Genomic DNA, 12,647 nt, shown 5'->3' with positions numbered 1-12,647 from the left:
ATTTCCGCTTTTAAAACCAAACCGGTAAATAATTTTATGCAATTAGAACCTGATTTCTGGCGACACAAAAACCTGCTTGATATGAATGATGCCGAATGGGAGGCATTATGTGATGGTTGCGGCAAGTGTTGCTATCGTAAATATATTGATGGCGAGGGCAAATATGAGCGTTTGTATTACACCCGTATCGCGTGCAATTTGTTGGATTTAGAAACAGGAAAGTGCGCTCATTATTTGAAACGTTTTGAGTTGGAAGAGGATTGCACCAAACTGACCAAAGACAATTTACCTGAATTTGGTTGGCTGCCAGCGACTTGCGCCTATCGTTTGCTTTATGAAGGTAAACCGTTGCCGTCATGGCACCCGTTAATTAGTGGTGATTCTAAAAGCGTTCAACGTGCAGGCGTGTTAATCCAAAACGGCATTCATGAGTGTGATGTCATTGATTGGTTTGAGTTTGTTGTGGATGAAGAACAATCGGTTTAAACGTTAAACGATTCATGACATCAAAAAGCATTATTCTTTTTAAAAGGCTCACGTAAAGTGAGCTTTTTTCATTCGCCAAACAGACGATTGAAAATTCAGCCAAAATTACTGCTTAATCCTTGTAAATACTGAAAGATTTATTTTGATGGAGATCACTAATTTGGATTAAAAACGTTGTTTTTACCTGCCCCTTCACTACAATACTTATAAATCGTTATTTTATGTTGTATTGAGTTGTAGGTTTATATGCAAGTTTCTGATTCTCTTAAACGCTCTGCTGAAGATGTTGGCATTTCGCTTTCTCATTATGATATCGATGGGCATTTGATTTATGCGCCTCCGGAAACGTTACGTTATTTCACCGCACTTTTGCAACCGCCGAGTAAACGGGAAAAAGGGGCGTTCGATGATGTGATTACCGCCTTTGAAAACGAGCCGATTCATTATGATTTAGCGCGTTTATTCCTTTCCGAGCCTGTTTCCCTAAATATTCAACTTCTTGATGAACAAGGTAAAAAATGTGTTGAACAAACCTGTTCTTCAAGCCAATCGCTTTTATTGCCTTCATTACCATTTGGTTACTATCAATTAAATCTTTCCACGGCGAATCAAAAATATGTGATTCGTGTGTTGGTAGCGCCGCGTACCGCCTATCAACCGCCGGTGTTGCAATCGAAAAAAGCCTGGGGGATAAATGTTCAGTTATATAGTTTACGTTCTCAAACCAACTGGGGCATTGGCGACTTCGGTGATTTAGCTTATTTAATCGAACAGGGCGCAAAACAGGGTGCAGATTTTATTGGTATTAATCCGTTGCATTTGATGTATCCCGCCGTGCCGGAATGGGCAAGCCCTTATAGTTCGTCCTCCCGCCGTTGGTTAAATTTTATTTATTTGGATGTTGCCGCTTTGCCGGAATTTAAATTATCCCGTTCCGTACAAACGTGGTTTCATTCTGCACCTGTGCAAGAACAAATAACCTCCTTGCGTGAAGCCAAAACGGTGGCTTACGGCGAAATCATGCAGCTAAAACTGACCGCACTTGAACAACTATTCGATTTCTTTAAACGTAGCAAATCTGCACAAATCATCGCCCGTCGCCAAGATTTTGATGCCTTCAAAAAAGCTCAAGGCGAAGCGTTGTTATTGCAAGGGCTCTTTAATGTGTTAGATGGAATTGAGCATGAACACCAACAGGCGGAAGAAAATACCATTGGTTGGTTGGGCTGGCGTAAAGCGTGGCAAACGCTCTCAGCGCGTGACCGCAAAGCCTTGTTAAAAGAACATGAAGCGCAAGTGGAATTCTTCGCGTGGTTACAATGGGCGACATCACAACAATTAAGTGAGCTACAAGCGTTATGCCGTCAAGTGGGAATGCAGCTTGGCATTTATGGCGATTTAGCCGTAAACAGCTCTCGCGGAAGTGCCGATGTATGGTCTGATCCGGAACTTTATTGTGTAAACGCGTCTGTCGGTGCGCCGCCTGATCCGTTGGGCCCTGTCGGACAGAATTGGAATTTGCCGCCCTACAATCCAAGTGTGTTAAAGGCGCGTGGTTTCCAGCCGTTTATTGAGATGTTGCGTGCCAATATGCAGAACTTTGGCGTGTTGCGTATCGATCATGTGATGGGCTTATTCCGCTTGTGGCTGATTCCGGAAAATAAAACAGCGGCAGATGGCGCTTATGTGCATTATCCGTTTGATGAGCTGATGGCGATTCTTGCCATTGAAAGCCAACGCAACCAATGTTTAGTGATTGGTGAAGATTTAGGCACGGTACCTGATGAAGTGCGGTTGAAATTAAACGAGTTTCGTATTTTCTCGTATTTTGTGTTGTATTTTGCACAACGTAACAAAATGTATCCGCTTAAACAGGATTTCCCACCACATGCCTTTGCCACCATCGGCACCCATGATGTCCCCTCTTTGCAAAGTTTCTGGCATTGCCTTGATTTGGCGTTATTCGGTCAGCTCGGCATTTTAGAGGGCGACGTGTTAAAAGAAAAATATGATCAACGCGTCGTAGATAAACAAGCCTTATTAGACAGCTTGCACCGCGACGGTTATTTACCGCCCGATTATTGGGGCGATGCTTTAAGTATGGCTATGCACGACAATTTGAACCGTCAAATTCACCGTTATTTGGCAGAAAGTGCAAGCCAGTTGGTGGGCGTGCAATTAGAAAATTTATTGAGCCAAGAAGTGTCATTCAATTTGCCTGGCACTTCAACGGAATATCCGAATTGGCGGAAAAAATTAAGCCAATCCTTAGAACTTATTTTTGATGATGCGCAAATGACCGCATTTTTCTCTTTAATTAATCAAGCCCGCAGAGCTTAGCGAGGATTTATTATGACCCAACTAGTAGCGCAATCCGTGATTAATCAATTTTTTGATGGAACACATTCTGATCCTTTTTCCGTATTGGGTATGCACGAAACCGATAACGGCATTGAAATTCGTGCCTTATTGCCGGATGCGTGTCGTGTCAGCGTCATTGATAAAGAAAATCAAGACACCGTCTGTGAATTGGATTGCTTAGATGACAGAGGTTTTTTTGCCGGTGTTGTGCCGAAAACCCGTGATTTCTTTGCCTATCAATTGCAAGTGTATTGGGGTAAAGAATCGCAAATCCTTGAAGACCCTTATCGTTATCATCCAATGATTAATGATTTGGATGAATGGCTTTTAGCTGAAGGCTCATTCTTGCGTCCGTATGAAGTGTTAGGTGCGCATTTTATCGAATGTGATGGTGTTTCCGGTGTGAACTTCCGTTTGTGGGCACCGAACGCGAAACGAGTTTCTGTAGTCGGGGATTTCAACTATTGGGACGGTCGTCGCCATCCGATGCGTTTACATCCGGCAAGCGGCGTATGGGAATTATTCCTGCCGAAAGTGTCGTTAGGGCAGTTATATAAATTTGAATTAATTGATTGCCACGGCAATTTACGCTTAAAAGCTGACCCTTATGCCTTCAGTTCACAGTTACGTCCTGATACAGCGTCACAAATTAGTGCGTTGCCCGATATTGTGCCAATGACAGAAGCCCGCCGCAAAGCCAACCAATGGGATCAACCGATTTCCATTTATGAAGTGCACCTAGGCTCTTGGCGTCGTAATTTAGAAAATAATTTCTGGTTAGATTACGACCAAATCGGCGATGAATTGATTCCTTATGTAAAAGAAATGGGCTTTACGCACATTGAGTTTTTACCGCTTTCCGAATTCCCATTTGATGGGTCTTGGGGCTATCAACCGCTAGGTCTGTATTCTCCAACCAGCCGTTTTGGTACACCGGAAGGGTTTAAACGTTTAGTTAAACGCGCCCATGAAGCCGGCATCAACGTGATTTTGGACTGGGTACCGGGTCATTTCCCAAGCGATACCCATGGTTTAGTGGCTTTTGACGGCACGGCATTATATGAACACGCCGATCCGCGCGAAGGATTCCATCAAGACTGGAACACGCTCATTTACAACTATGGTCGCAACGAAGTGAAAAACTTCTTATCCAGTAACGCTTTATATTGGATTGAACGTTTCGGGATTGACGGTATTCGTGTCGATGCGGTGGCCTCCATGATTTATCGTGATTACAGCCGTGCCGAGGGAGAATGGATTCCGAACCAATACGGCGGACGGGAAAATTTAGAAGCCATTGAATTCTTAAAACACACCAACTGGAAAATTCATAGTGAAGTGCAAGGGGCGGTTTCCATTGCGGAAGAATCGACCTCGTTCGCTGGTGTAACACACCCGACAGAAAACGGTGGTTTGGGCTTTAATTTCAAATGGAATATGGGTTGGATGAATGACACCCTTTCTTACATGGAAAAAGATCCGGTCTATCGCCAATATCACCACAATCAAATGACTTTCGGCATGGTGTATCAATACAGCGAAAACTTTGTATTACCACTTTCTCATGACGAAGTGGTGCATGGCAAATGTTCCTTAATCGGTAAAATGCCGGGCGATGCATGGCAAAAATTTGCTAACTTACGTGCTTATTACGGTTATATGTGGGGTTATCCGGGTAAAAAATTATTGTTCATGGGAAATGAATTTGCCCAAGGTCGCGAATGGAATTACCGCGAAAGCCTTGATTGGTTCTTATTGGATGAATCCATCGGCGGAAGATGGCACATCGGTATGCAACAGTTGGTGAAAGACCTCAATAAAATTTATCGCGAAAATGCACCGCTCTTTGAACTGGATTCTGATCCGCAAGGCTTCGATTGGTTGGTCGTGGATGATGCGCAAAATTCTGTATTTGCCTTTGAACGACGTAGCAGCAAAGGCGAGCGCATTATTGTGATCAGTAACTTTACGCCGGTACCACGCCATGATTATCGTATGGGTGTGAATGTTACCGGTAAATATCACGAAATGTTAAATACGGATTCAGCCTTTTACGAAGGCTCAAATCTTGGTAACTGCGGTGCAGTGGAAAGTGAGGCAATCTCAAGCCATGGACGAGATCATTCTATTTCTGTTTCGATTCCGCCATTGGCAACCCTCTATTTGAAATATCAAGGATAAGGCATGGTTGCAGTAAAAAATCAGGGCAAGGCTTATCCGTTCGGTTATAGCCAATATGAAGAAAACGGCGAGCAAGTCACTCACTTTGCACTGTATTCTTCTGTGGCGGATGCTGTGGAATTGTGCCTGTTTGAGAACGGCAAAAAAGAGCAGCGTTTTGCTATGCATCGCAGCGAAAATGTTTGGCATATTGCGCTTTCCGGTGTGGCTAACGGTATGCAATACGGTTTTAGAATCACCGCCGAAAATGACCGCACTTTGGCCAATCCAAACAAGCTCATGCTTGATCCTTATGCGAAAGCCGTGGTGGGTAAACCGGATTTAAGTTCGCCAGAAGTGCGGTCGATTTTTCAGTTAAATGATCCACGAGATAACGCTGAATTTGCGCCGAAAGGTCAAATTATTGAGACCACCTTTGACTGGCAAAACGACAAAGCCCCGAAAACACCTTGGGCAGAGACAGTAATTTATGAGCTAAGCGTAAAAGGCTTTAGCCAATTACGTGCTGAACTACCGGAAACCGTACGCGGAACTTATGCCGGTTTAGCTCACACGCAAAGTGTGGCGTATTTAAAAGCATTAGGTGTCACGGCAGTGGAGCTGTTGCCGATTAATTACCACGTAAACGAACCGCACTTACAAGAAAAAGGACTACAAAATTATTGGGGCTATAACCCGTTGGCCATGTTTGCCGTTGAGCCAAAATATTGTTCCGAAGAAAACCGTGAAAACCCGTTGTATGAATTTAAAAGCATGGTGAAAGCGTTACATGAAGCGGGAATTGAAGTAATTTTAGATGTGGTATTTAACCACACGGCAGAATCGGAAAAACCATTCCCAACGTTCAGCCAACGTGGCATTGATGATCGGACGTATTATTGGCAAAACGAACAAGGCGAATACATTAACTGGACGGGTTGCGGCAATATGCTGAATTTATCCAATGACATCACTCGAAAATGGGTGGTGGATTGCCTACGTTATTGGGTAGAAGAATGCCACGTGGATGGTTTCCGTTTTGATTTAGGTACGGTATTAGGGCGTGAGTCACCGGATTTCAATCCACACGCCAAACTGTTTGACGATATCGCACAAACACCGAGTTTACAGCAGGTGAAATTCATCAGCGAGCCTTGGGATATTGGCCATTACGGTTATCAATTAGGGCGTTTTCCCCATTATTTTGCCGAATGGAACGATCGTTTCCGTGATGATATGTGTCGTTTTTGGTTATGGAAAAGTGGGAAAGTGGGCGCATTTGCCGAACGTTTTGCCGGCTCAAGTGATCTGTTCAAGCAAGAAGAACGCTTGCCACACACCACCTTGAATTTTATTACCGCTCATGATGGTTTTACGTTACGCGATTTGGTCAGTTATAACCATAAGCATAACGAGGCGAACGGCGAAGATAATCGCGATGGTCGCAATGAAAATTACAGTTACAACCATGGCATTGAGGGCAGTCAATTAGACCTAAATGACGAACACCAAAGTGCGGTGGAAAATCAGCGCGTTTTAGCGCAAAGCGGATTATTGGCAAGTTTGCTGCTGGGCAATGGTACACCGATGTTGCTTGCCGGTGACGAATTCGGCAACACGCAATTCGGTAACAATAACGCCTATTGTCAGGATAATGAAATCACGTGGCTGAAATGGCAGGATTTCAATCAGGAATTATTTGACTTAACCAAACAACTGATTGCAACACGAAAACAAATTCAAAGTTTGCAACGGGATGTTTGGTGGTCAGATGAAAATGTCACTTGGCTCAATATTGAGGGAGAATCAATGCAAGCCAAGGATTGGCATAATCGGGAAAGCAAAGCGCTGCAAGTGGTATTAGATCAGCAATGGCTTTTCTTAATCAATGCGAAAGCAGAACCCCAGTCTTTTATGTTGCCCGTCGCGTTTGATGGACACTGGAAGGCCGTGGCAGGTACAACAAACTTAACGGAGCAACAACGGCAAGTTGATGTAGGTGGTATGGCGTTTTGTGTGTTGAAAAAAATGGATACTTAAAACAATATAACGGAGTTCACTATGAAAGCTGATCTAAATAAACACGATCTCGTTAAAAGCACCTTAGTGCTTATTTTGGCCGGTGGCCGCGGTTCACGTCTGCACGAATTAACGGATAAACGTGCAAAACCGGCACTTTATTTTGGTGGTAACCGTCGAATCATTGATTTCGCTTTGTCCAACTGCATTAACTCCGGCTTAAACCGCATTGGTGTGGTAACGCAATATGCCGCACACTCTTTATTACGTCATTTACAAAAAGGTTGGTCTTTCTTGCCACAAGAGCGCGGTGAATTCATTGATATGCTCCCGGCGCGTCAACAAATTGATGACTCCACTTGGTATCGTGGTACGGCCGATGCGGTGTATCAAAATATGGCGATTATTCGTGATCACTACCGTCCGAAATACGTCTTAATTCTCGCCGGTGACCACATTTATAAACAAGACTATAGCCAAATGTTGTTAGACCACGTGACCAGTGGGGCAAAATGTACCGTGGGCTGTATCGAAGTACCACGTTCTGAAGCACATGAATTTGGCGTGATGGCAGTCAATGAAAATCTGAAAGTGAAAGCCTTCGTGGAAAAACCGAAAGATCCACCGGCAATGGTCGGCAAACCGGATACGTCGTTGGCTTCCATGGGGATTTATGTATTTGATGCAGACTATTTATACAAAATGTTAGATCGCGAAGTGAATACCCCTTGCACATCTCACGACTTCGGTAAAGACGTATTGCCGAAATGTTTGGAAGAAGGCACCTTATATGCCCATCCGTTCAGTCGTTCTTGTATGGGACGCAATACCGAAGGTGATATTTATTGGCGTGATGTGGGCACCTTGGACAGTTTCTGGCAATCCAATATCGACTTGGTGTCTGAAAATCCACAATTAGATATTTATGACCAAACCTGGCCGATTCGTGGTAACCCGGTGCAAGCCTATCCGTCTAAATTCTTCTATAAAAATGCCAATGTTAAGCCGGTGGATAATTCCCTTATCGGTGGAGGTTGTGTGATTACCGATGCGTCAATCAGTTATTCCGTATTATTTGATCGCATTAAAATTAATGAAGGCTCAGTGATCGATCATAGTGTCGTGTTGCCGGAAGTGACTATTGGAAAAAATTGCGTATTGAAACACTGTATTATCGACCGTCATTGCGTCATTCCAGACGGTATGCAAATTGGTGTTGATCGTGAATTGGATAGTAAACGCTTCCGTATCAGTTCTACCGGTAAAGTCATTTTAGTGACCCCTTCTATGCTGAAAAAATTAGAAGGGCAAGAAGTGTTTTCGGAAGAACATTTAGACTAACGTGAAAGTGCGGTCAGTTTTCAAAACGTTTTAATTATTACTCATAAATCACGGAAGTGATTTATTCGCTCCTTCGGAGCCGTTGGCAAAGCCAACGTTCAAAATCCTTCGGATTTTGTGACCGCACTTTAAGAAGGCAAATACAGGCGCAAGCGTCTTCGCTTGTGCCTGTAACAGAATTGTTTATAACGGCACGCGTTAGAAAACGCGCGTCATCTTCGGTGCCATTTTGGCGTCATATTAGGTAAATAAAATGAAAGTATTACACGTTTGCTCGGAGTTATATCCTTTACTCAAAACCGGCGGATTAGCCGATGTGATGGGCGCCTTGCCGTTTGCACAAAAAGAAATCGGCATTGATGCACGTATTTTGTTGCCGGCTTATCCGGCGATTATGGCTGGCATTCCGCACACTTCCGTGGTGACGGAATTTGATAATTTTGCCGGTCATATCGTTTTGCGCTATGGCGAATATAACGGTGTCGGCGTTTATCTTATTGATGCACCGCACTTATATGCGCGTGAAGGCAACCCTTACCATGATGCGTATTACAATGATTACGGTGATAACTACAAACGTTTCGCATTGTTAGCGTGGGTTGGGGCTGAATTGTCCACTGGTTTAGATAGTTGGTGGCGTGCCGAAGTTGTTCATGGTCATGACTGGCACGCGGGGTTAACGGCGGCGTATTTATTTAATAAAGGGCGTCCCGCGAAATCCGTTTTTACGATTCACAATTTGGCGTATCAAGGTCAATTTGATTATCGCCATTTATTTGAAATCGGTTTACCGCACAGCATGTTTCATGTGGATGGCGTAGAGCTGTTTGGGCAAATTTCTTACTTAAAAGCCGGACTCTATTATTCTGATGCGGTGACGGCCGTTAGCCCAACCTATGCGAAAGAAATTACTACACCGGAATTTGCGTATGGCTTACAAGGCTTACTTTCAACCCTTGATCATGAAGGGCGCTTGGTCGGTATTCTCAATGGTGTTGACGAAAAAATTTGGCATCCGATGAACGATCAGTACATTCAACATGGTTACAAGTTGAAATACATGGGCGGTAAAGCGAAAAATAAAGCGGATTTACAGGCTTATTTCAACCTTCCGGAACAAGCTGAGGCGTTATTGTTTGTCATGGTAACCCGTTTAACGGAACAAAAAGGCGTTGATTTATTGCTAGAAAGCGCCGATGAAATCGTTAAACAGGGAGGACAGTTGGCGATTCTCGGTTCTGGCGCACCGCACTTAGAAGCCGGTATTCGTCAATTAGCGGAAACTTATCCGCAAAATATTGCCGTTAAAATCGGCTATGATGAAGCATTATCTCATTTAATGGTTGCCGGTGGTGATGTGATTTTAGTGCCAAGCCGTTTTGAACCTTGCGGTTTAACACAGCTTTACGGATTAAAATACGGTACGTTGCCATTAGTTCGTGCAACCGGTGGCTTAGCTGATACCGTGGTGAATACCACGGCGGAAAATATCCAAGCTCGAACAGCAACTGGGTTTGTCTTTAGTGATGCTACTGCTGATAGTTTACGTCAGGCATTACAATCGGCGTTTGCTTTATGGAAAAAACAACGTTTATGGGCAACAGTCCGAGTCATTGCAATGGAACAAGATTTTAGTTGGCAAATCTCTGCAACCCATTACCAACATTTATATCAAAGAATTTTATCTAATTAATGAAACAGTTATCTTCTGCACAAAGAAAAAACAAGCTTTGTGCAGAAGATTGTTATTGTTTTTTTATTTTTAATGATTAAAATTCCCCCGTTTTTTTATTAACTGAGGACTATTTTTTATGATAATGGATAATTTTGATTCTCCATTCCTATACGATCGACCTGAAGTCAACGTCGATTCATTGAAAAAGACAATTGTCTATAAACTGATTTTTTTAATTGGCCGCTCACCGAAAGAAGCGAGTCAACGAGATTGGTTGAATGCCACATTATATGCTGTGCGTGATTTCGTCACCGAAGGGTGGATCACCACTGCACGCGAAGCCAGAGCAAAAGATTCCCGCCGTGTTTATTATTTATCAATGGAATTTCTCATTGGCCGTACCTTATCTAATGCGATGATCGCGGAAGGATTATACGATCTTGCCAAAGATGCGCTTTCCGAATTAAACGTTGATTTAGAAGAAATAATTGAAAAAGAAGTGGATCCGGGTTTAGGTAACGGTGGTTTAGGTCGTTTGGCTGCCTGTTTCATGGATTCTATTGCGACCTTAGGCTTACCGGGCATGGGGTATGGTATTCGTTATGAATACGGTATGTTCCGTCAAAAAATTGAAGATGGCCAACAAGTTGAACGCCCGGATGCCTGGTTAGAAAAAGGTGCGCCTTGGGAATTTATTCGTCCGTCTAAACGTTTTACCGTTTCTTTCGGCGGTAATATTCATTTTGAAGGTAAAAAATGTATCTGGAATAAAGGCGAAGAAGTGACCGCACTTGCTTATGACCAAGTGATCCCAGGCTACAAAAATGATTCTGCGGCCACATTACGTTTGTGGTCAGCTCATGCGGGTGAACTATTCAATTTGGAAGACTTTAACCGCGGTCAACACATTGCTGCCGTGGAAAGCCGCGCCTCTATTAAAAATCTTTCTCGTGTGCTTTATCCGGATGATTCTACTTGGAATGGTCGTGAATTGCGCTTACGTCAAGAATACTTCTTGGTTTCCGCTTCATTACAAGACATTATCCGTCGTCATAAACGCACACATAACAGTATTGAAAATTTAGCGGATAAAGTGGCGATTCATTTAAATGACACTCACCCGGCATTAGCGATTCCTGAATTAATGCGCATTTTAATTGATGAAGAAGGCTTTGCATGGCAAAAAGCGTGGGATATGACCCGTCGTATCTTCTCCTATACTTGCCATACCTTGATGTCTGAAGCGTTAGAAACCTGGCCGGTAGAAATGATGGCGAAAATCTTGCCTCGTCATTTACAAATGATTTTTGAAATTAACGATCATTTCTTGGAATACGTAAAAACCTACATCACCACGGATTTAGACTTCATTCGTCGCGTTTCTTTGGTGGAAGAAGGGCATCAACGTAAAGTTCGCATGGGGTGGTTATCCGTGGTTGGTTCGCACAAAGTCAACGGTGTTGCGGCAATTCATTCCGACTTAATGGTGTCATCCACTTTCGCGGATTTCGCGCGTATTTATCCGGAACGTTTCACTAATGTGACTAACGGTATTACGCCACGCCGTTGGCTTGCTGTGGCAAACCCACAATTAGCTTCATTATTTGATAAATATATCGGTTCTGATTGGCGTTGTGATTTAAGTCAAATCGAAAAATTAAAACAATATGCCCATGAAGCGGATTTCAAACATGCCATTTCCGATATTAAATTTGCGAATAAAGTGAAATTGACAAATTATGTGAAGAAAACGTTAAACATTGATTTGGATCCCCATGCGTTATTTGACGTTCAAGTAAAACGTATTCACGAATATAAACGTCAAATTCTGAACGTATTGCATATTATTGCCCGTTACAACGCGATGTTAGAGCATCCGGAAAAAGATTGGCAACCTCGCGTGTTTATCTTAGCCGGTAAAGCGGCATCGGCGTATTACGCAGCGAAACAAACCATCCATTTAATTAATGATGTAGCGAATGTGATTAATAACGATGCCCGTTTGGGTGGCCGCTTAAAAGTGGTCTTTATCCCGAACTACAGCGTCAGTTTGGCTCAATTGATTATTCCTGCTGCAGATATTTCTGAACAAATTTCTTTAGCTGGTACAGAAGCTTCCGGTACCAGTAACATGAAATTTGCATTAAATGGTGCCTTAACATTAGGAACATTGGATGGTGCAAATGTAGAAATTTTGGAAAATGTCGGCAAAGACCACATCTTTATTTTCGGTAACACCGTAGAACAAGTAGAGAAGTTACGTCGCGACGGCTACTGTCCATTTAATTTCTATCAAGAAGATGCCGAGCTAAGAAATGTTGTTGATCAAATCATTAACGGCCGTTTCTCTGAAAACGACCCGAACCGTTATCAACAATTGTTACAAGGCTTACAATATCACGATTTCTACCAAGCGTTTGCTGATTTCCGCAGCTATGTGGACGCACAAAAATTGGTGGATGAAAAATATAAAAACCGTGATGCATGGATTGATAGCACGATTCAAAATATTGTCAACATGGGTTATTTCTCTTCTGACCGTACCATTAAGGAATACGCAGAAAATATTTGGCACATTGAGCCATTAAATCTCGAGAAATAATTT

General features: G+C 43.0%; 7 protein-coding genes. All 7 read left to right on the top strand.

Features of this window, described 5'->3' with window-relative positions:
- The first annotated feature begins 36 nt into the window (after positions 1 to 36).
- Positions 37 to 486, top strand: coding sequence for a YcgN family cysteine cluster protein (locus DK415_RS02745; protein WP_109432353.1), 450 nt, complete (start codon positions 37 to 39; stop codon positions 484 to 486).
- 246 nt (positions 487 to 732) lie between these two features.
- A complete protein-coding gene (malQ, locus tag DK415_RS02740) occupies positions 733 to 2,826 on the top strand; it encodes a 4-alpha-glucanotransferase (RefSeq protein WP_109432352.1) in 2,094 nt (697 codons plus the stop codon).
- 12 nt (positions 2,827 to 2,838) lie between these two features.
- Entirely contained in the window at positions 2,839 to 5,028 is a 2,190-nt protein-coding gene (glgB, locus tag DK415_RS02735) for a 1,4-alpha-glucan branching protein GlgB (RefSeq protein ID WP_109432351.1), read from the top strand.
- A gap of 3 nt (positions 5,029 to 5,031) precedes the next feature.
- Entirely contained in the window at positions 5,032 to 7,047 is a 2,016-nt protein-coding gene (glgX, locus tag DK415_RS02730) for a glycogen debranching protein GlgX (RefSeq protein ID WP_109432350.1), read from the top strand.
- Between the two features lie 21 nt (positions 7,048 to 7,068).
- Positions 7,069 to 8,367 (top strand): glucose-1-phosphate adenylyltransferase, encoded by a 1,299-nt coding sequence (gene glgC / locus DK415_RS02725; RefSeq protein WP_109432349.1) that lies wholly within the window; start codon positions 7,069 to 7,071, stop codon positions 8,365 to 8,367.
- A 253-nt stretch (positions 8,368 to 8,620) separates the two neighbouring features.
- A complete protein-coding gene (gene glgA, locus DK415_RS02720) occupies positions 8,621 to 10,060 on the top strand; it encodes a glycogen synthase GlgA (RefSeq protein ID WP_109432348.1) in 1,440 nt (479 codons plus the stop codon).
- 118 nt (positions 10,061 to 10,178) lie between these two features.
- The gene (locus DK415_RS02715; protein WP_109432347.1) at positions 10,179 to 12,644 is read left to right on the top strand and encodes a glycogen/starch/alpha-glucan phosphorylase; all 2,466 of its coding nucleotides are present in this window, start codon (positions 10,179 to 10,181) and stop codon (positions 12,642 to 12,644) included.
- The last annotated feature ends 3 nt before the right edge of the window (positions 12,645 to 12,647 follow it).

Origin of the sequence: Aggregatibacter segnis (assembly GCF_003130075.1) — a bacterium.
GTDB classification, from domain to species: Bacteria; Pseudomonadota; Gammaproteobacteria; order Enterobacterales; family Pasteurellaceae; genus Aggregatibacter; species Aggregatibacter segnis_A.
This window is presented reverse-complemented; position numbering and strand designations above follow the sequence as displayed.

Bases quoted from the DNA above. Each gene is read 5' to 3' on its own strand.
- glgC (WP_109432349.1), top strand. From the start codon at position 7,069: ATGAAAGCTGATCTAAATAAACACGATCTCGTTAAAAGCACCTTAGTG.
- DK415_RS02715 (WP_109432347.1), top strand. From the start codon at position 10,179: ATGATAATGGATAATTTTGATTCTCCATTCCTATACGATCGACCTGAA.
- glgA (WP_109432348.1), top strand. From the start codon at position 8,621: ATGAAAGTATTACACGTTTGCTCGGAGTTATATCCTTTACTCAAAACC.
- DK415_RS02745 (WP_109432353.1), top strand. From the start codon at position 37: ATGCAATTAGAACCTGATTTCTGGCGACACAAAAACCTGCTTGATATG.
- glgX (WP_109432350.1), top strand. From the start codon at position 5,032: ATGGTTGCAGTAAAAAATCAGGGCAAGGCTTATCCGTTCGGTTATAGC.
- glgB (WP_109432351.1), top strand. From the start codon at position 2,839: ATGACCCAACTAGTAGCGCAATCCGTGATTAATCAATTTTTTGATGGA.
- malQ (WP_109432352.1), top strand. From the start codon at position 733: ATGCAAGTTTCTGATTCTCTTAAACGCTCTGCTGAAGATGTTGGCATT.